The sequence below is a fragment of the Sporofaciens musculi genome, assembly GCF_009830285.1.
GTDB lineage: Bacteria > Bacillota > Clostridia > Lachnospirales > Lachnospiraceae > Sporofaciens > Sporofaciens musculi.
In genome coordinates this window covers 1905450-1926586 of record NZ_WUQX01000001.1, presented here as the reverse complement: position 1 = coordinate 1926586, position 21137 = coordinate 1905450, and the positions used below count along the sequence as shown (strand labels likewise).

Annotated in this window: 22 protein-coding genes; 5 read left to right on the top strand and 17 right to left on the bottom strand. The window is 41.3% G+C overall.

The features are described 5' to 3' along the window. Positions 1-49: 49 nt before the first annotated feature. From secD to spoVT, 5 genes are all read right to left on the bottom strand, one after another. On the bottom strand, positions 50-2197 hold the full coding sequence (gene secD, locus GN277_RS09520) for a protein translocase subunit SecD (protein WP_159750853.1): 2148 nt from the start codon (positions 2195-2197) through the stop codon (positions 50-52). Positions 2198-2211: 14 nt separating this feature from the next. Beyond that, a complete protein-coding gene (scfB, locus tag GN277_RS09515; protein WP_159750852.1) occupies positions 2212-3615 on the bottom strand; it encodes a thioether cross-link-forming SCIFF peptide maturase in 1404 nt (467 codons plus the stop codon). Between the two features lie 159 nt (positions 3616-3774). Beyond that, entirely contained in the window at positions 3775-3918 is a 144-nt protein-coding gene (scfA, locus tag GN277_RS09510; protein ID WP_016221654.1) for a six-cysteine ranthipeptide SCIFF, read from the bottom strand. An 89-nt stretch (positions 3919-4007) separates the two neighbouring features. Beyond that, entirely contained in the window at positions 4008-4382 is a 375-nt protein-coding gene (locus GN277_RS09505) for a TIGR04086 family membrane protein (RefSeq protein WP_159750851.1), read from the bottom strand. An 86-nt stretch (positions 4383-4468) separates the two neighbouring features. Further along, on the bottom strand, positions 4469-5017 hold the full coding sequence (spoVT, locus tag GN277_RS09500) for a stage V sporulation protein T (RefSeq protein WP_159750850.1): 549 nt from the start codon (positions 5015-5017) through the stop codon (positions 4469-4471). A 259-nt stretch (positions 5018-5276) separates the two neighbouring features. Here spoVT and GN277_RS09495 point away from each other — a divergent pair, with 259 nt between their 5' ends. The 5 genes from GN277_RS09495 to GN277_RS09475 all read left to right on the top strand — a co-directional run bounded on the left by GN277_RS09495 (position 5277) and on the right by GN277_RS09475 (position 10644). Next, the gene (locus GN277_RS09495) at positions 5277-6188 is read left to right on the top strand and encodes an AraC family transcriptional regulator (protein ID WP_159750849.1); all 912 of its coding nucleotides are present in this window, start codon (positions 5277-5279) and stop codon (positions 6186-6188) included. Positions 6189-6427: 239 nt separating this feature from the next. Further along, positions 6428-7840 (top strand): ABC transporter substrate-binding protein, encoded by a 1413-nt coding sequence (locus GN277_RS09490; RefSeq protein ID WP_159750848.1) that lies wholly within the window; start codon positions 6428-6430, stop codon positions 7838-7840. Between the two features lie 16 nt (positions 7841-7856). Then, a complete protein-coding gene (locus GN277_RS09485; RefSeq protein WP_159750847.1) occupies positions 7857-8738 on the top strand; it encodes a carbohydrate ABC transporter permease in 882 nt (293 codons plus the stop codon). Then, a complete protein-coding gene (locus GN277_RS09480; protein ID WP_159750846.1) occupies positions 8738-9568 on the top strand; it encodes a carbohydrate ABC transporter permease in 831 nt (276 codons plus the stop codon). The genes GN277_RS09485 and GN277_RS09480 overlap by 1 nt, the downstream gene beginning before the upstream one ends. A gap of 47 nt (positions 9569-9615) precedes the next feature. Further along, complete coding sequence (locus tag GN277_RS09475; RefSeq protein WP_244324653.1) at positions 9616-10644, top strand: Gfo/Idh/MocA family protein; 1029 nt, start codon at positions 9616-9618, stop codon at positions 10642-10644. 101 nt (positions 10645-10745) lie between these two features. Here GN277_RS09475 and GN277_RS09470 read toward each other — a convergent pair whose 3' ends face one another. From GN277_RS09470 to GN277_RS09420, 12 genes are all read right to left on the bottom strand, one after another. Next, the gene (locus GN277_RS09470) at positions 10746-11345 is read right to left on the bottom strand and encodes an SIS domain-containing protein (RefSeq protein ID WP_244324652.1); all 600 of its coding nucleotides are present in this window, start codon (positions 11343-11345) and stop codon (positions 10746-10748) included. Then, positions 11329-12243 (bottom strand): aminoglycoside phosphotransferase family protein, encoded by a 915-nt coding sequence (locus GN277_RS30080; RefSeq protein ID WP_244324651.1) that lies wholly within the window; start codon positions 12241-12243, stop codon positions 11329-11331. The genes GN277_RS09470 and GN277_RS30080 overlap by 17 nt, the downstream gene beginning before the upstream one ends. A gap of 130 nt (positions 12244-12373) precedes the next feature. After that, positions 12374-12850, bottom strand: coding sequence for a nucleotidyltransferase family protein (locus GN277_RS30075; protein WP_244324650.1), 477 nt, complete (start codon positions 12848-12850; stop codon positions 12374-12376). Between the two features lie 14 nt (positions 12851-12864). After that, a complete protein-coding gene (locus GN277_RS09460) occupies positions 12865-13065 on the bottom strand; it encodes a hypothetical protein (RefSeq protein ID WP_159750845.1) in 201 nt (66 codons plus the stop codon). A 256-nt stretch (positions 13066-13321) separates the two neighbouring features. Further along, a complete protein-coding gene (locus GN277_RS09455; protein WP_159750844.1) occupies positions 13322-13726 on the bottom strand; it encodes a hypothetical protein in 405 nt (134 codons plus the stop codon). A 34-nt stretch (positions 13727-13760) separates the two neighbouring features. Beyond that, positions 13761-13976 (bottom strand): hypothetical protein, encoded by a 216-nt coding sequence (locus GN277_RS09450; protein ID WP_159750843.1) that lies wholly within the window; start codon positions 13974-13976, stop codon positions 13761-13763. A 26-nt stretch (positions 13977-14002) separates the two neighbouring features. Further along, positions 14003-14758 carry an oligosaccharide flippase family protein gene (locus tag GN277_RS09445; protein WP_159750842.1) on the bottom strand — a complete coding sequence of 252 codons (756 nt, stop codon included), beginning with the start codon at positions 14756-14758 and terminating at the stop codon, positions 14003-14005. Further along, the gene (locus GN277_RS09440) at positions 14709-15455 is read right to left on the bottom strand and encodes an oligosaccharide flippase family protein (RefSeq protein ID WP_159750841.1); all 747 of its coding nucleotides are present in this window, start codon (positions 15453-15455) and stop codon (positions 14709-14711) included. Before GN277_RS09440 ends, GN277_RS09445 begins: the two co-directional genes overlap by 50 nt. A gap of 23 nt (positions 15456-15478) precedes the next feature. Continuing rightward, complete coding sequence (locus tag GN277_RS09435; protein ID WP_159750840.1) at positions 15479-16423, bottom strand: hypothetical protein; 945 nt, start codon at positions 16421-16423, stop codon at positions 15479-15481. A 1-nt stretch (position 16424) separates the two neighbouring features. Next, on the bottom strand, positions 16425-18779 hold the full coding sequence (locus GN277_RS09430) for a polysaccharide pyruvyl transferase family protein (RefSeq protein WP_159750839.1): 2355 nt from the start codon (positions 18777-18779) through the stop codon (positions 16425-16427). Then, positions 18742-20073, bottom strand: a complete 1332-nt coding sequence (locus tag GN277_RS09425; protein WP_159750838.1) for an O-antigen ligase family protein — start codon at positions 20071-20073, stop codon at positions 18742-18744. The genes GN277_RS09430 and GN277_RS09425 overlap by 38 nt, the downstream gene beginning before the upstream one ends. Then, the gene (locus GN277_RS09420; protein WP_159750837.1) at positions 20054-21133 is read right to left on the bottom strand and encodes a glycosyltransferase family 4 protein; all 1080 of its coding nucleotides are present in this window, start codon (positions 21131-21133) and stop codon (positions 20054-20056) included. Before GN277_RS09420 ends, GN277_RS09425 begins: the two co-directional genes overlap by 20 nt. Positions 21134-21137 lie beyond the last annotated feature (4 nt).

The window sequence follows — 21137 nt, the reverse complement described above, 5'->3', positions numbered from 1 at the left end:
TCATTTATAACAATGGCTGCTTCCTCTTTAAATCTACATATATGAAAGCCTAATCTTCCTTCTTCCCAAGCTTCGCCCGCATCACATACCACAGAGCGCCCGTGATACATACAGAAGAATATGCCCCGCAAATAACGCCCACCATCAGCGGCGCGGCAAACTCACGAATGGAGCTGACACCCATAATGAACAGAATCGCCACCATCACAAAGGTTGTCAGTGATGTGTAGATACTTCTGGTAAGGGTCTGGGTAATACTCTTGTTCACCACATTCATAAGGTCCGTCTTCTTGGTCTGATAATGAAGCTCCTCACGGATACGGTCAAAGATAACGATAGTCGCATTGATGGAGTAACCTACAATCGTCAGCATACAAGCGATAAACGTATTTCCCACGGAAATCCTTGCAATCGCATAGAAGCCGATTACAATTAAAACATCATGCAGAAGAGCCAGAATCGCACTTGCCGCAAAACGGATATCCTTGAACCTGAACCAGATGTAAAGGAGCATACAGATTGTGGAAATGATTACCGCCACAACCGCATCTTTTCGCATCTCATTGCTTACGGTGGAGCTGATATTCTCAGCCGTAATCAGCGACTCGTCAACCTTGAACTCATCCACCATGGCCTGATTCAGCTCCTCACGCTGGTCAAGAGAAAGGGTCACAGTCTTGATGATTACCTGATTTGTTCCCGCAACCTTCTGGGTCTGAACATTATTATCTCCGGTAATTTCTTCCACCACTGGAACAATCTTCTCGTCAATCTCGTCGATGGAATATTCCTCGTTAAAGGTCACATTGGTAGAGGTACCGCCCTCAAACTCAAGGCTATAGGCAAACGCGCCCTTTCCCTGGGAGGCATTCATACCCATCACTGCCAAGCTTGCCACAATCAGGAGAGCTGAAACCGCAAAAAATACCTTTCTTTTCTCCACAAATCCAATCGGCTCACGCTCTTTTTTCGGACGATAGTACAGGCTCTCCTTGCGCATTCCAACTGCAAAGAAGGAAAATACGATAATCCTCGTAACCACAAGAGCGGTAAACATGGACACTATGATACCGATTGCCAGAGTCTGAGCGAATCCCTTAACCGGACCGGAGCCTCTAAACCACAGCACAGCCGCCGCAATCAGAGTGGTTACATTTCCGTCCACAATCGCAGACATTGCTTTCTGAAAGCCTGACTTCAAAGAATTCTTCACCGTCTTCCCCCGTGACATTTCCTCACGCACGCGGGCAAATATAATAACATTCGCATCCACCGCCATACCGATCCCAAGGATGATACCCGCAATACCTGGCAGCGTCAGCGTAACGTTAAACGCATTCAGGATCACCAGAACCAGCTCTGTATAAATCAACAGTGCAAGCCCTGACGCCAATCCTGGGAGATAGTATACAAAAATCATAAATACGATAATCAACCCCAGACCAATCGCTCCTGCCTTCAAACTGGTGCTGATTGCCTGCTCTCCCAACTGGGCTCCCACCACATTGGAGCGAAGCTCCTCAAGCTCTAACTTTAATCCGCCGATACGGATGGTGGAAGCCAGATTCTCCGCCTCCTCAAAGGTAAAGTTACCGGTAATGTACGCCGACCCGCCGGTAATCGCCTGATTAACGATTGGGTCGCTGATTGTCGTTCCGTCATAAACAATATTAATCTTCTTGCCTACATTCTCCTCTGTAGCCTTAGCAAACTTCTCTTTTCCATCTTTGTTCAGCGTCAGCTCAACCGAATATTCACGGTTCTTCATGCTGTCTTCACCGGCTCTCGCCGTTGCTGTCTCCACGTCAGAGCCTGTTATTACAGTCTTGCCGTCCTCTGTCTGAAACTCCAGGGAGCCTGGCTTCCCCAGCTCATCCAGAATCGTATTGGCATCCGTCACACCGGGAATCTCAATATTGATCCTGTCGCTTCCCTCCTGGTAAACGCTTGCCTCCGTACTATACTGCTCCACACGCCTCTGGAGCTTATAGATTGTATCGCTCATCTCCTCATCCGAAGGGTTCTTGTCCTTAACCTGATACGTGATACTGACACCGCCCGCCAGGTCAAGGCCAAGCTTGATATTCTTCATCGCACCGGTTTCGGTCTTACCGAAGCCCACCAGTACGGTAAATCCCATCAGTGCAATCAGAACCACCGTCAGTATCAGGCATATGATACCTCTGTTCTTCTTCATGGTAAACATCCTTTCTACTTATCCGCCAAAGCAGCTTTTATCATAATTGCGCACTCAACACGCTTTCTTTGCATCTCGCATCCGATCTCATAGGTGTCATGGATTGTGCCGTGGAAATTGTAGGCATTAGCCATACATCCGCCGCTGCAGTAAAATTTTGCGAAGCAATCCCTGCATTTTTCCTTGGAATAGACATTACAGCTTCGGAAATCGTCTGCAATCTCCGGTCTTATGATCCCTTGCTCTACATTTCCCATCAGGAAATCTTCCTGACCTACAAACTGATGACACGGATACAAATCCCCCCACGGCGTTACTGCCAGATACTCGGTTCCAGAACCGCATCCTGACAAGCGCTTCGCCACGCAGGGCCCACCGTCTAAGTCTATCATAAAATGAAAGAAATTGAAACCTTTTCCTTCTTTTTCTCGCTCAATCATCACCTTCGCCAGCTTATCGTACTCCTCCATAATCTTTGGAAGATCCTGAGTACGAATGGCGTAAGGGTCGCTCTCAGAGCCCACCACAGGTTCTATAGACATCTGCTTAAACCCAAGCTCTGCAAAATGTAGGATATCCTCCGAAAAGTCCAGGTTATTACGGGTAAATGTCCCACGAATGTAATATCTCTCCTGATTGCGGCTTTCTGCAAGCCGCTGAAACTTGGGAACAATCAGGTCATAGCTTCCCTTTCCATTGCGAAACGGACGCATACGGTCATTGACCTCCTTACGCCCGTCCAGGCTCAGCACCACATTGTCCATCTCCCGATTGACAAATTCCAAAATCTCGTCGTTCAAAAGTACGCCGTTGGTAGTGACCGTAAAACGGAAATGCTTGTCATGAACCTTTTCCTGCCTTCTTCCATAGGCAACCAGGTCTTTTACCACCTGCCAGTTCATCAGCGGCTCGCCGCCAAAGAAATCCACCTCAAGATTCCTGCGGTTACCAGAGCTTGCAATTAAGAAATCCAGCGCCTTCTTCCCCACCTCATAGCTCATTAAAGCCCGCCTGCCATGGTATTCCCCTTCCTCTGCAAAACAGTACCTGCAGGCAAGATTGCAGTCATGGGCTATGTGAAGACACAGGGCTTTCACCACCGTCTTTCGCTTCTTCACAGCTTCAATCATGCTCTCATAAGTATCTTTTACAAATAACTGGCCTGCCTGCGTCAACTCCGTCACGTCCGACAGGGCCTCCATAAGCTCATCCTTTGCATATTTCCCGCCAAGAGCCTGCATTAGCCCGTCCAATACCTGAGGCTTCTTCAACATCTCTAATGTAGGTTCTTCCTGCTCTTTACAAAATTGATCTAATTCAGAAATGACGTCGTAGCAAAGCTGGTCAACCACATGAACCGCACCGCTTACGACATCCATAACAATATTGTATCCATTATTCTGATACTGATGTATCAAGATTATGTACCCCTTTCACATTCTGACACCTATGTCAGCTTCCTTATGTATTACTGTACGCCCTTTTTGGTATGCTTGCGGCAAACAGAAAAAGAATCCCGCTTTACGGGATTCTTGGCCTACGGCAAAACCGCAGCAGCGCCATCATTCCAAATCGACTTATTTCTTCTGCTCACAGGTCTGATTGCCAACTGTACAAGATGTCTTACATGCTGACTGACAAGATGTCTGGCACTCGCCGCATCCGCCCTTTTTCAAACTGTTGTTCATGGTCTGTGTATTTAATGTCTTTACATGCTTCATGGTCATGTTCCTCCTTATTTTTTGCTAGACTTCTGTTATTATAACATTACATCTTCATTTTCGCAATAAGGAAGTGCATAAAATGAAAATCAGGACAGCATTCCGCCTGCCATTCCGCCTCCCGCGCACAGAATCAGCGTGGTTACCAGATTTGCCGCGTCTCCGTTTAACGTGCGGTACACCCCAAGGGTAATCAGCAGAAGCAAGGCAAAATAGCCAATCCCAAGACCCATCCCCCACAGATATCTCCTCACCTTAGCAAACTTCCCGATGATAATCCCGCCAAGCAGAGTTGCTATGATATAGATTGCAACAATAGCTGCGGACACAGCTTTTTCATTCAGCTCAAACCTAAACAGCGCAACCGCCAAAAGCAAAAGCAGGATCCCTGTAATAACATAAGAAACCAGCAGCGATTTTAACACCCACATGATCCACGAATCTTTTTGGAGCTTTCTTTCCATTCCCATCCCTCCTTGTCTATCACAAGGTATGACAGAAATGTTGAATTTATTCCTGGAATCAAAAAGAATCTGAAAACCTATTTGTCCTACTGCTCCATCTGGCTTCCCAAAAAGCCTGCCGCACACATTGCCATCTTCTGCTCTAATTCCGAGAGCTTCTTCTTGGGGTCGCGGGATAACAGGATTACACCGCCGATAATGTCTCCCTCGCAGATGATTGGGCTGATAATCTCATGCTCATAATCCTCATCCTGGGCATCTATAATAGGAATATATCCCTTATCTCCTGCTGAAGCCGCAAGCTGGGTCCTGCTGCCAAGGCTCTTCTCTAACTGTCTGCTGATATACTTGTCCTGAAGCTCTTTTTTCCCATTTCCCGCCGCTGCAATGATCTGATCCATGTCGCAGACGCACACCAGACAGTTGATGGTCTGGGCAAGGCTTTCTGCATACTGTTTTGCAAATGTTGACAGTTCTCCAATGGGAGAATATTTTTTTAAGATGATCTCGCCCTCCCTGTCGGTGAAGATTTCCAAGGGGTCTCCCTCACGAATCCGCAATGTTCTCCGGATCTCCTTTGGAATTACCACCCTGCCCAAATCATCTATTCTACGTACAATTCCTGTTGCTTTCATAGTATCGATTCCTCCATCTGTAGATTTTCATATCACTGTTCGTAATGATACTATTATCTGTAAATGAAGGGATTTTATACCGCAAAACCAGAATTCTTGCATATTCCTACAAATTCTTACAAAATGCCCTGTTCTTCAAAAAGCTGCTTCTGATATTATTTATATCTTCCCCAAATTTAGAAAAATAATGTCAAGACATTTTTTAGAATCTAATGCCAATGGAATTACAGAAATTTTAATGTTATAATGAAAGAAATACATGTCAGGTCGAGGAAAAAGAATGGATTATTATAAAAGAACCGGAGTAGAAAATAAGCTGTGCATATCCAATTTTATCAGCTTTCACTATTTTGAATATGTAAAGGAATTCGAGGGAATCGGGGAAAGCCATAATTTCTGGGAATTGGTATACATTGATTATGGAAATGTAAAGGTGGTATCCAATGATAAGGAGTACTATGTAACCTCCGGCGAAGCATATCTCCACGCCCCTAATGAGCTTCATAATATTTTATCCGTCGGTGATTTTGCCAGCACATTTATTATCAGCTTTGACTGTAAGTGCAAGGAATTGTCCGCCATACAAAGCCGCGTTCTAAAATTTTACGGCGAGGAAACCCAGATTGTCAAACGGCTTTACGCAGCCGGCCAAAAGGTTTTTGAGGGGCCCTATGACATTTTTGACCAGCAAAAGCTTAAACTAAAAGAAGATGCGCCCTACGGCGGATTACAGGAATTAAAAAATCAGCTTGAGCTTCTGCTGCTTACCTTAATTCGCAACAGTTATCTTAAGGATAAGCTTCCGGAAATATACCAGGACCGCGATTTTGCCAACGAGCGAATGATCGTAGATCAGGTAATCGGCATCATCCTGTCTTCCATTTATCAAAAGGTGACCCTGGATGATATCTGCTGCCAGCTCTCCTTCTCCAAAAGCTACATCCTGAAAGTTTTTAAGAAGCAGATGGGCGTAAGCGTGATGGAATATTACAGTCAGATGAAAATCAAAGAAGCCAAGCGGCTGATCAGCGAGGATAAATATACTTATACACAGATTGCAGGGCTATTGAATTATAGCTCGGTACATCATTTTTCCAGTAATTTTAAGCAGATTACAAACATGACTCCAAGCGGTTATCAGCGGTCTGTAAAAAACCGTTCTGTCATATAAAAAGCATTACAGAAGGGCTGTTCTTGTCAAAAATCATACAAGAACAGCTTTTTGTATGTAAATTTTTGTTAATAATATAACATAAATCCAGAAAAACAGGAGAATATTTTGTAAAAATCGAATAATAATCAATAAATACAAAAGAATCAAGAAATTATATAATACATAACAGAAGTTATGCATAACGGACGAAGCACAAAACAACAAAGTGGCATGAAATCAAAGATTGGAGAAAAAGTATGAAAAACAGAACGAAAAAGATATTGTCCTTGATTCTCGCCGGCACAATGACAATGGGGCTTGGAGCCTGCGGCTCTAAGGACAAAAATGAGACGGAGAAGAATAACGGCAGCGGCGGCAAGGAGTTAAGTTTTACGGCAGAGGAGGGAAAGACCTTAGAGGACTGGGGCGCGGCTGTAAAGAAAAATTTTGACGGAGCCGAAATTACGGTAGCCATGGCTTCTCATCCGTCTACGGACGCCTTTAAGAAAATGGAGAAGGAATTTACAGACCTGACCGGCATCAAGGTTGTATGGGATATTGTTGAGGAGACAAACCTTAAAAACAAACAACTCTTAGACGCCCAGGGCGCCGGAAGCTATGACGTATTCATGGTTGACGCGTTCTGGATGAGCGAATATGCTTCCAAAAATGTTCTTGTCCCAATCAGCGACTACGCTGAAAATACGGAAAAAACTCCGGAATGGTTCGACTATGAGGACATTATGCCCGCATACCGCAATGGTATCGCTGGCGCGGGCGGAGTCAATTACGGAATCCCGACTGCCGGCGAGACAAGATTTATTGCTTATAGAACAGACTTGTTTGAAAAATACGATAAAGAAGCGCCAGAGACTATGGATGAATTCTTAGAGCTGGCACAGTTCTTTAACGGAAAAGAGGACGGACTTTACGGCGTAAGCATGAGGGCTCAGAGAGGAATTCATTTCGCATCTGGCTGGATGAGCCTGATGTACAACTTCGGCGGCGGATTTTTGGATCAGGAAACCATTGGCTCTGACGACGAGGTAGTAACCTGCACCACAGACGAGACAAAGGAATCTCTTAAATATTTCGTTGAGTTATTAAAATGCGCGCCTCCGGATGTTGGCTCTTACACCCATGAGGAAGCCTTGGGAGCTTTTATCTCTGGAAAGACAGCCATGTGGCTGGACGCTACCGCCCTTGCAGGACAGATTACAGACCCTGAAGCATCAACCGTATCCGACAAGGTTGCATTCGTTCCCACTCCTACGGGACCGGCAGGAGACGGCGCCGCCCTTGCAGGCTGGAACCTTGGGATTCCGGAAAGTTCTAAGAATAAGGACGCTGCGTGGGCTTTCATCTCTTACATGGCAAGCAGGGAAAAGGTAAAAGAGTATGTGGAAAACGGAGGCGTTGCAACAAGGGCGTCTGCATTTGACGATAGCGAGCTTCAGGAAACCAATCCGTCCTACGAGGCCCAAAAGGCAGCCCTTGAGTCTGCAAACGGTCTGGTAGAAAAGGGACTCTCCTGGATTCCGCAGCACGATTCTATTAACCAGATTCTTGATATTGCAGGCGGTTACGGAAGCTCTGCGCTGACAGGAGACACGACCACCGACAAGGCATGCGAGGATATGCAGAAGGATATTGAGGACTTAATTAAGTAAAGAAAGAGGTAGGTTCATGCGAAGGAAAGAGAAAGAATACTTAAAATACATTGCACCGGCAATGGTGACGATGATCGTGCTTTCCGTAATACCAACGATATTTCTGACAATCATCAGCTTTACAAATTACCAGCTTGGCTGGGACTTTTCCAAAACAGAGTTTGTGGGAATTGAGAATTTTGTAAGACTGTTTTCCGGAGCTGACAGAGATTTCTGGCATTCCGTGTTCATCAGTCTGGCGTTCATGGTTCTGGCTACGGCGGTTGAATTAGTCCTTGGATTTCTGACAGGTTTATGCTTAAACTCCTGGGAGTTTAAGCTAAAGCCTCTCGTAATTGGTATTATGATCATTCCCCTTGTCATCACCCCTTCCATCGCTGCACAGATGTGGAAGCTGATGCTGAATTCGGAATATGGAATCATAAACCATTTTCTGAATACACTCTTTGGACTGAAAGTGACATGGCTTTCCGAGAAAATGGCCTTCTGGTCGATTCTTATGGTGGATGTGTGGCAATATACACCCTTTGTAACGCTGATTGTGTATGCCGGACTTCGCTCTGTACCAGACGAGCCTTACGAATCTGCTGCTATTGACGGTGCAACGAGGATTCAGGAATTATTTTATATCACGATTCCTATGATTAAGAAGCTTGTGTACTTAACCCTTCTGTTTCGGGTGATTGACTGTCTGAAGCTGTTTGACGTCGCATACGTTTTGACTCAGGGCGGGCCCGGAACGGCTACGGAGTTTTTAAGCCTTCATATATTCCGTATGGCTAACGCCCAGAACGGCTTGATTGGACGGGCGGCCGCCATTGCTCTGGTGCTGCTTGTTCTTACAACCTGTATCAGTAAATTCCTGATTAAGAGAATGAGGAAGGAGGAAGCTGTGTAATGAATCGAAAAGGTAAAAGAAAAATCTTAAGTCTTGCCCGCAGCGTCTTTCTGCTTTTGATGTGTATGGCCTGCCTGCTTCCTTTTGTATGGATGATTATGGTAAGCTTTCGGAACAGGGTAGACATTCTTGACCCGTCAAAGATTTTCGTGACGCCGACTCTGAAGAATTATCAGGCTATTATCGAGGACAGCAATATCATTGACTTCTTTCAGAACAGTTTTATAATTGCTGTAATATCTACGCTGATTTCACTGGCGATTGGCAGCTTTGCGGCCTACGGATTTGCAAGATACAAATGGAAAAAGCGGGAAGACCGCGCCTTCTGGGTGCTGAGTCAGAAATTCCTGCCGCCCATGGCAGTCGTGATTCCTTATTTTATGATGGCTTCCATGGCCGGACTTCTGGATACCAGACTGGTGCTCATCATCTGCTATACAACCTTTAATATCCCATTTACCATCTGGATGATGCGGGGCTTCATCGAGGATATGCCCATTGAACTGGAGGAGGCAGGCTGGGTGGACGGCTGCTCAAGGCTTACCGGAATCATTAAAATTCTTCTACCGCTGATTACCCCTGGACTTGTGGCAACGTCCATTTTCTGTGTCATTAACTCGTGGAATGAGTTTGTATTTGCTAATTTCCTGACCAGTATTCAGGCCAAGACCATTCCCACCTCCGTCATGATGTATCTGTCTGTATCAGGGGTAAAATGGGGAGAAATGGCGGCGACAGGCGTAATGGCCGTTCTGCCGGTATTAATTTTTGCAATCATTGTACAAAAGCATATGATCCGCGGCCTGACATTTGGTTCTGTGAAAGGATAGAGTGGGAAGGTCAAGGGGCATTATATTTAGAAGTAGGAGGAATAATCATGAGTTCAAAACTTAAAATGGCTATTGTAGGCGCCGGAATCTGGGGGGAGAACCATGCCAGAATTTACCAGGAGCATCCATTTGCAGAAATAAACGCAATCTGCGACATGAACCGCCAGAAAGCGGAAGCAATGGCCTCTAAACTTGGAATTAAAGAGGTATATGACGATTACAATGAGATGTTTCAAAAGGCAGACTGCGACGCCGTGGCAATCGTAACGCCGGACTTTGCCCATGCCGATATAGCAGAGGCCGCGGCCGAGCATAAAAAGCATATGCTGATTGAAAAGCCTCTTGCCACAACAAGGGAGGATGTGTACCGTATTGTAAATGCGGTGGAAAAGAATCAGGTGCGGGCTATGGTAGATTTACATAACCGCTGGAGTCCGCCGTTTAACGCCGCCCATGAAGCTGTAGACCGGGGCGAGCTTGGCAATCTTTACAGCGCCTACATACGATTGAACGATATCAAATGGGTGGCCACAGATATGCTTCCCTGGGCGGCAAAATCTTCGATTTTATGGTTTTTGGGAAGCCACAGTCTGGATACCCTCCGCTGGTTCTTCCATGACGAAGTGAAGCGGGTATACAGCGTAAGCCGTGAAGGCGTGCTGAAGGGCCAGGGCGTGGATACGGTGGACGAGTATCTGACCACGATTGAATTCTGCAAGGGCGGAATCGCTCAGATGGAAAACGGATGGATTACGCCTAACGCCAATCCCTGTGTAAATGATATTAAGTTTAACGTAATCGGAGATAAGGGTATGATTAGTATTGACGCCAGCAACCACAATATGATTCAGCAGTATACGGACCAAAAGGTAGTGGTGCCGGATGTGATTGTACAGAATAAAATCTTCGGGAAGCATCATGGATTTGCATTCCAGAGTATCAGCGGGTTTGTGGATTGTATGTTGTCTGGGGAGGAATTTCCGGTGACGCTTAAGGATTCGGCTAATACGGTGCTTGCACTCCTTGCGGTTATGGAATCGGCAAAAGTGAGAATGCCGGTGGAGGTTGAATATTAAGAAGGGACTGCACCTTTAAGCAGAACATTCACAAGATATGGCAAATCATGCTTCACATAAATTGCCATATCTTGTGTTTCTATTTGTCAGATAAAATCAGCTTATTTATGATTCAGCCTCTCCCCAATAGCCCCTCCCGGATGGTTAGGCTTAAAATCCCTCTCCAAATCCAGACGAAGCCGCCTTGACAACTCCACCGCAACCGTCTGAAGCACAATCAGATTCAGGGTTGTGGAATTATTCGGAACAATATCCCACAGATCCCCCTCATGTTCCATCTGGATTAATATCTTATTTTCCATGGTGTCCGCCAGCACACTCTGCTGCTCAAAGCTTATAAGCCACAGCTTCACATCCTCCCGCTTCCTCAGCAATTCCACAAGGTACACCGTCTCCGCAGTCGCACCGCTTTTGGTAAGAATAATCACCAAATCTCCCTTATGTACCATTCCCATATCCCCATGCACCGCAGAATTCATATGGAGGAATCCCGCATCCAGCCCAAGGGAAAGCATGGTCCCTACAAACTTATCACAGATAGGCACATTCTTCCCCAATCCAGACGCAATCACCTTATGTCCCTTTCTAATCGTTCTCTCACAGTCAGAAATCAGCCTCTCCATATCATGTTCAGAAATCGAATCCAACGCATTCCCAATAATCCTGCTATTCCTGTCAAAAAATTTATTCATTGTATTCATCTAGCGCCTCCTCCAAATAATAAAGTCCATTATAAAATGCCCCGCAAATCGAATCATAATCCTCCCAGGCATAGGTGGTAAGACTCAACCACGTAATCGCCAGAAACAGCTTCATCTGCCTCCTTGTCACTTCCCCCTCCAAGAGCTCAAAAAAACAGTCCTCCATATCTTCCCAATGGTTTGACGCAATCACAAGTCTCACGCCTTTCTCATCAATATCAAGGGTAAAACGCTTCAAATTAAACTGGTCATAATTACTTACCAGGGAATAATACAGCTTTACCCAGTCATAGGCTGCGTCTCCATAGAGCTTAGTCCTTCCAAAATACCCCCGCGGGTCAAGTAAAACCGGCGTCTTATCCTGCTTAAGCATCATATTGCTGAAGGTACAATCCCCATGAATCAGTCGGAAGCTGTCCGGACAATACTCCATCACCAGCCTCTCCACAATATCCTGACAGCAGAAAATATTTCTGCACCTTCTACCGTTTACCACCACCGCCTCATCATCCCCAAAAGGAACCAGAGGGCGCACCTTCTTAAGCCTCTCATATGTTTTATCCAAATAAGCAATCCTGTAACTCTCCTGGTCAGACGGAACCGACTCCAAACCATGGACTTGCCTCAGACACCCAATCACCTGTTCCAGAATCCCCTTCTTCTCCTCATAGGAAATGGAATCATATTCATAGATATTCCTTCCATCAATGTACTCCATACAAAGAGGCTCATACTCATAGATTACAGGGATATTTTCAAACTTTTCCTCTTTAATCTTTTGATACCAGGCCGCCTCCCGAACTGCCAGCTCTCTGCCCTGCTTATCAACAGGAAGCTTATAGATTCTATCCCCCTCCACTCTCATACTGTTAAAGGGACGGCATCTTGCCTTACTCAACTTCTCCCACTCACTGTACAGCCCGTACTCATGAGTGCGGTACAGCCCTTGTTCTTCAAAATGAAAGCCTTTTGATTGAAGCCAGCGAACAAACTCCCCCTCATCCGGTACATCTTCAAGGCGCTGTTCGTCATGAAAATGAAAAAAAAACCCGCCACGCCAAACTCAGAACTTTTTTCTCACTGAACACCCCGTTCTCATACTTCCACCTGCATGGAAAATCCTTTGACAGACCGATGATATCACCCTTTGAGTTTGGTATTTCATACACATCCGGAAGAATCAAATCGCACCAGATTAGCATGAAACGTTTCTGCCCAGGAATATGAGAAAGAGCCTCCTTTAGTCCCCCGCAGGTGCCCACATGCCCCGTACCGCATACCAGACAATACTCCACCTCTGCAAATTCCCTCAGATAACGTTTTAGCACATCATATTTATAATCCCCGATAATCACATACTTCTTATCCGGAAATTTACGGAACAAATGAAAAAGCATCGGCAGGTTATTCACCGGTACCAATGCTTTTGGTTTATTTTTTGTCAACTCCTTCATGCGCGTTCCCTTGCCGCCTGCCTGAACGATAATATACTCCAACTCTCCCATTATGCAGCCTCCCTTCAAAATCTTAGATAATCTTTATCACCTGCAAAATCCTGGTTTTGAAATAACCTTCTTTGCTGGCTCTGAAAATATCTGGATTTACAGATTCTATTTTCCAGAATCCTCATACCCTCATCCCTCGTGGCTCTCACGTCGATTCTGACCGCATCCGCAATATCCAGACATCCAGCTTCTTTATTGTGATAGATCCCCTCCAAAATCGGATAATGTATCTTCCCATTCTCCCAATAATTTACCCAGGAATAAAAAGGATTGATAAGAGAATTTCCCCAATGGATGAACCAGCACCTTTCTATATAAAAGGTCTCTATCTTTATGTCCTCAAAATCCTTCAGATAAGTAAAAACCAATCCAGGTTAAATGCGGTTTCCATCTCTTGATAATGCTTCATCCATTCTTTAGATACCGTATTCTGAAAAATGTCTATAAATCCTACATTATCATTAATAAAAGTCACGCCAAAGCTCCAATGTTTGCCATGGGTACGGCTAAACCACATATCAAGGGACATGGCAGATACGCCTTTTCCTTTACATACTGTTCCACCTGTATAAGAGCCTGACTCGTTCTTTCATATTCCATCAAAAAAGAAGTATCGTCTGCATCCACACTCCAAAACGACTGATATCCCATTTTTTTCGCATGATAGAAAGGTGTTAAATGGGCATGTGTGGCAAACCTCCAATTTCCTGTATAGAGCCTGTCCGCAGTCTGCCTGAGAGAGCGGCCATAAGAGGGGATGAATTTGATATTACGGTCCTCAAAAAGACAGGTTTTCAAAACCTTGTGCTCCAGCCATTTATTATCACATACAATATAATAATCTGCCCCCATCTGCGCCGCGATGTCCAGCCACATCTGAATACATTCCAGAGTGTACGGGGCCTCTCTGTTAATTTTCAGATAAAATACCGGAGTATTTATACCCCCCCTTACCCTTTTGGCCATCTAATTTACCGCTTACCGTAAAGCCGAAAAATCTGATAATCCGATGGATTTGTCCATTCATATGGACATCTATAGGGCCGGTATCCATACATCTCCATCCCACTTTTTTATACGACTTTATAATCGTTTTAACCATATTTTTTATCTTACTTTTTATCATATTTCCTCCATCCCGCTTAAGGTACATCAATTAAATAACTTTTGAATACAAAAAATTACAGGCTTATAAACCACTTCATTTTTAACAACTACTTCAATCATGAGGTATCCAACCGCACTTAATATGATACTCACACCCAACGCTATATTAGGGTTAATAAAAATATTCTTCAAAGTCACTGAAACAACACACACAAATCCGCTTCCTATCAGACTTTTCAATATAATAGAGTATATCCCTTCTAATTTGACCAATTTTCTTCCATATATGATCGTTAAAAGCGCGGTAAAACCTTCGCTTAACATTGTAGTTATAGCTGCTGCATCTTGTTTTAGAAATGGAATAAGCGCAAAATTTAATACAATATTTATAACCGCACTTATAGAAGTGATATACAGTAATTCTTTTTCTTTTCCGTTTGGAATCAAAATACATTGTCCCCAATAAACGGCCAAAATAAAAAATAAAAGAGCGATTGATAATATGAACAACGACGTATGAGCCTCTGTATATTCCTTACCTCCAACCATACAGATTATTTCTCTGCAATAACAACATACTCCCACGACTACGGGAAATGTTATAGTAAGGATTACTCCGTAAATTTCTTCAGCCAACTGATTGAACTCATACTTTTTACCATTTCCTGAATATTCGCTTAATCTTGCAATTCCTACGCTTGCTGCAGCTATTAATATAGCGCCAATTACATTGTATACTTTTACGGCCGCGCTATATAATCCCACGCTGTAATCTCCGCAGAGAAATCCTAAAATAGTCATATCTGTATGTACATAGATTGTTATCATCATTGAATTTGCAAAAAATAATACTTTTCTGCAAATGGGTTTTCCAATTACCTTTTAGTGTAAATTTCAGATCACAATATTTTTTTGAATGGAATAAATTAAATAAATTTGAACCTGCAGACGCTATGATAGAGATAGCTGCATAGACAAGCAAATCATCTCTGTCGCGAACAAATATAAACATCAATATCATTGATACAAATTGAGTCAAAATTTGCCGTACTGTAATATAAATATAATCTTCATATACGCTATATATCCATTCAACTCCAATCGTTGTAAGTAAGATAGATAATGAACATATAAATACTAACAGCCCGTCTTTTCTCAGCCTACTAATCAAGAGCGTACAAATAAATAGCATAATATATGCAATACTCGTAATAAATAGATTGAATGAAAATATTTCTGATGCAAACAATGAGATTTTTTGTCTGTCGCTCCGGATGATTGCACCGTCACGCCTTCCATAGTCATGCAAACCAAGAATACCAATTAACGTAAAATATCCGATAACAGATAACACAAAATTATAATTCCCTATATTTTCAACACCTAATACACGTAACGCATATGGTAAAGTTATCATTGGAAAAATCACTGTCAATACCCTTTTTAATGCAAAAATAACTGTATTTAACTTTATTGATCTTTTCAATTTGTTACTCATAATTATGTACCATACCTATTCCGTTATTTGCTAATATTAAAATATTTTAACGTATTGTCAACTACCTTTTTTATCAATTCTTCTTCATTTCCATTACATAACCGAATCGTCTTTATCTTATGGTTCTGCTGCCAACAATCTTCCAGTAAAAATAAATCCGAATGTGGATATTCATCACTGTCAATGGAGAGTATTGCCGCATTAGAAAAAGAAACTAAATCCATAAATCCACTTCTCGCTCCAATCACAAAACCAACTGCATTACACAATGGGATTGCCTCATCCAGTGTAAAGTCTAAATGATACGCATTACTTATCCTCCTTTTTCCTTTTTGAGCCGATACAATCACGTTAATCCCCCAATTCGTCAGTTCTTTGACAATTTTCTCAAAAAGGTCTAAAGATAACTCCTTGACACTATTGGCATATGGATTCATCAGTACCGTTCTATTTGGTATAATAACTCCTTCTGCCAATAGTTTTTCTGCAAGTCCTCCTGAACTTAAGCTTACACATTTATCAGGAGTTGTACTTTTAGGTAATTGATATATCACTTTTACCACATCCGAAAATCTTATGATTCTATTATAATCAAATAAATCTGTCCGAACATATGCAAAAATAGTAACCGGAACTAGTTGTGGATATTTTTTCCTAAATTTAAATCCCGCATAGGTAGTATAAAACTTATTCATGATATATATGTGCTTCTCTTTTTCATATATTAATTCGTTTCTTTTCATTCCAAAGCATTGATAAACCGGACTATCCGGATCGCCAGAAATGATTTTAATATTTTTAATATTATGCTGCTTTTGATAGGCTCTAACGTATGCTAACATGAAAACGCGATCTCCAACTCCTCTATATGTTAAAAGTATATTGGAGTCTTTATTTCTTATAATAATTCTTTTGGCATAAATATATCCAAATATAATGTTTCTAAGATAGGTTATCCATTGATACATATTACTCACCTTCTTCTGTTTTTTTCATCATAAGTACAAATGTTTTAGGTAAAAATTCCACAAAATCTTTCCACCAATAGTATTGTTGAATTGCTTTAAAACCTCCTTCTTTATAAAGTTTAAATAATCTTTCACGCTGATGAGTATATACCGACGGAATACATAATTGCCGATGACTTAATTGTACTCTATCCACATCGACCTCATGTACTCGGATGTGTTCCCTGCACTCGTCAATTAATTTCACTCCCTGAGCCGTATGAATAATCACAGAAGATGGATTCCCAACCTTTTCTAAAATCTCCCCCTGCTTAAATAGCTCTGGATAATCTTGATTCACTTCAAAATAATCTCCAAGAGTAATATCGCTTGGCTTATGAACAGAAGAATATTGGCATTGATAACAACAGTCCCGATAACTTTGTTCTTCAAAAAACATTCGATAATATGGTGATTTTTTCCACTGAACCGCTTTCTCCCCGTCTATAAACTGGATTCTCTCGGTAAATAAATCATCTAACTTCTTATTCCGAAAAGAAAATCCTGTGATTTTTGACTTATATTTTTCTTCCAAGTAAGAAATATAATTATGATATAGATATCTGCCTGGTACGCCGTGACAGATCAAGTCTATTGTATATAGATTAGAATATTCTTTACCTTGTAAATATCTTTTTAGTCCCTCTATCTGACAAGACGTTCCACTATAAAGAACCATCCTTCCTTTTTTTAATTCTTTTAGCACCTTGGTATATATTCCGCTGCAATTACTCTCCACATATTTTGAATTCAGAAGCGGATAAAGTTCTTCTTCCGTTTCTGCAGATAAATGCCGAATCTCAATATGATTGTTTTCATACAAAATGCCTGCTCCAAATACGATTCCACCTTTAAGGATGGTATATCTCGCTAAAATTTGAAACATCCCCCCTGAGGCGGAAGAATCTCTAATCATCTTGTCTTTGGCATATGCAACATAAGCGGTTTTCTTAATCTTCTTAAAATTCAGTACAGTGTTACAATACCTTTCACATTTTCCGCAAGAAATGCACCGTTTAACATCAATTTCCGGAATCATGTAACCTTTCGGATGTTCTTTCATCTTAATCGCCCCTGTCGGACAAACTGTTTCACACACACAGCAACCTGTACATAATTCCCTTAATTCAGGTATCCCTTTTTTCCCAATCTTCCCCCTATTGTTATTGCATGATGCAATAGAAGCTTCAAGAAATTTGATTGCTCTATTTCTTTCTTTTTCCAATATCTGACTACAATCATGTAATGGAGTAATCTCTATGTTTTTTGCTGCGTTTTCATTCCAAATCATTCGATTCTCACATTTATATATACGCAGCAAAGTGCGAAGGCGGCTTGTCTGTTCACAGCTATGTCCATAATTTCTGGGAAAAACATAAAAAGAGCGATTAAAAATGATACTAAAAAGCGCTGTGTGGAAAGAATCGGTAAATATAAACTCCGCATGACTAATCAGAGAAAGATAATCCTTAGGTCCTCCCTCTACTGTACGGTATCCTTCTATTTGAAAAAAATTATCATATTTATATACAAAACATAAAGTATCATATTTCTTTTTTTCATAATTAGCTATATTTTGGATTGTTTCTACAACTTTATTGTCTGGTTTATTCAGAAAAAACAGTAATATATAAGGACGAACATGTACGATTCCCCCCTCTGAAAAATCTGTCCACCCTTTTTTATCAATCATAACTACCGGGTCTGAAATACGCTGCGCATATCTGCCAGTCAGACTATGAACATTTTTTATTCCATCCTCCTCCCGTACCGATAAATACCGGAATTTTTTAATCAAATTTTCAAACCTTTTCCGGTTATAATTCATCACTTTGGATGTTCCAAAACTAGGAGCAAACGCAATCTTTTTATTATCTGGAGCAAACGCAAGAAAATAAAAAGAGTCTACTGGCGCCGCTCCGTTCCATATCTGATCTGAACCCGCAATAAACGCAGTATACTCTTGGCTATTTCCTATTTTTTTTAACATTGCTCTGCCGTACCCTCTTGGCTGCAGTACAGACTGGCAAAATAATTCTAAACTAAATTTCACGCTATCCGGCATATCCCGAAATGTATTTTGGGAATTTCTTCTCAATTCTGAATAATGTTTATAAAAACCAGGAGCTGTGATACTTTGCCACAGACGATCAAAAGCCCTTTTCATAAAACTGATATATTTTTCTTTTCCATGAGGTTCATACACTAATACCTCACAATTATATTCCATTTTCTGAATAATTGATTTTGTAGCATAACATTGCAAAGCTGAACCATAATTATCTTTCCAAAATGTTATTAATCCTATCTTTTTCATATAAATTTCCTTTTATCACATCAATAAATTCATTTTCTTTATTATCATCTTTTTCTGCCAAATAAAATAAAAAGGGTATATACAGAACCGCCCTATATGGCACAAACAAATTGGAGCCAATAATGTAAATAATTGCTATAAACACCATAAGAATACAACTTTTATCTCGTCTGTTCCATATCTTTTTCATTAATGCCACACATAACATGCAAAACAATATTCCTCCCAAAATGCCCTGACAATAAAATAACTCTGTTATTGCAGTCATGTAATAGTTCACAACTACTCCATTTCTAATAAAAGTAGGGAAATTTCTATATCCATTTCCAATGACATACTTAATTCCCGATAATTCTCGCACAAATCTCCATGTCCCTAATCTGCCTTCTACTGAATTGTATCCATCATATGAAAATAACATTCTATCTACTGCATTATGAATAAATTCTATCCTGAAATATGCATATAGAGTAGCCGGTATTCCTATGGCCGCAAGCGCCATTATTCCAAATAATGTCTTTTTTTTAATTCCCTTTCCACTTAACAGAAACGCCCCGCCCCAAATAAGAATAACCGAAAAAATACCGATTCCAGATGTAGTCATTATCATCGCAAAGGTCACAATGATTGCTTTCATCCTATATTCCTTCTTCTGGGTCAGAATACTTACCAGCCCTATTGAACAATACTGTGCAAAATTGGCTGGTTCAATGAAAAATGCTCTTGGTCGGAACAAATGATTGTACATCTCCATTGTTCTTATCTCAATATCTCCTGCAATCTCTGTATCCATCATTTCGCGAAACGGAAGATGTATAGCCCATGTTACTTCCACCTGCATATTTAAAATATAATGCATAACACATTGCACTACGACACAGATTGACATGAATATTGTAATACCTTCAACATATTTCCTGAATAAATTCCTTAGCTTTTCATCCATAAAGAGAACAGAACTGAATACCAATGTACCAAAAAATAAAAAGAAATAATATATCTGTCCTGACGTCATATTTATTCCTGTTAAAAAGGGCCTGATTATTCCTGTAATAAATACAAGCCCCATCATTGGCAGCAAAATATCAAGTACATTATTTCCCTTTTTGTAGCTCCAACCTTCTTTTACCAATACAGGAAAAACGGTAAATAAAGATATCAAGAATACCAGAACCACAAATAAATTTTTTCTGATAAAAGGAACGTCATAATATCCCAAAAAAGGCGCCAATGCATAAATAAGTGCTACAAATTTCCTCCAACTAGGGCTCAGCTTAAATCTTTTCTTTTTCAACCGTCAGCATCCTCTCAAACTTATCTATTGCACTTTTCCATGAAAATGCCTGTATATCCTCATTACCCGTTCTAGCCAACCTGATTCTCAGATTGTTGTCCTCCATACATCGCTTTAACGCTTTATACAAAGAATTCTCACTTTTCACATCACAGAGCAAAGAGTTTCTTCCGTCAACGGCATATTCTCGTACTCCTGCATAATTTGTAGAAACCAATGCACACCCACAAGCCATACTCTCTGCACCTGTCAATCCAAATCCTTCCCGTATAGTCGGACATAGAAAAACAGATGAATTATTATATATATAACGTAATTCATCTTTTGATGCTTTCTGTGTATAATCCATCCATTCGGGAAGATTTTTTGGTCTTTTCATTGTTCCAAACATATTTACATGCAATTCTGGTATTTTTTTCTTTAATTTACAAAGGGCACGAATTCCATACTTACTTCCTTTATTGGGTAATTTGTGATAAAGCATGGCCACCGTATACGGATTACGCTTATCTATATCCTTAAGTACATAGAAATCATCAAATTCAATTCCATTCTGAATTAGCATAACCGGAAATTCTGTATACTGTTCTAATAAGGCTTTCAGCCATGCCGATATAGTGACAAAAGTAAAGGGCATTCGATAAGTTGCAATCAAATCTTCTTCTGAGTTGTCCCATTTTTCATAATCTTGTATAAAATAATATTTTTTTCCCTTTTTTGCCGATAGCCTATTTACATCACCGGCAGTAACCGAGGCTGTTGCTACAACCGCGTCTCCATCTGGTACTTTATCCATCTTAAATCCATTTAACATTAAGACTTGATTTATACGTTTATCCAATTTATACCAGCGCGGCTTGAATCCATAGAGGAATATCAGCAATAATATACGAAATAGAAATACTCTGTCAATCCAGCGGCGGCCAGTCAGATTCGTGTTATCATGTACGATCGTAACTTCATGTCCGCGTTCACAAAGGGCATTTGCATAAATATATACCACTTTATATCCTCCTACTGGTCCGCGCTTCAATCCAGGAAGACAAAATGTTATTTTCATAAGA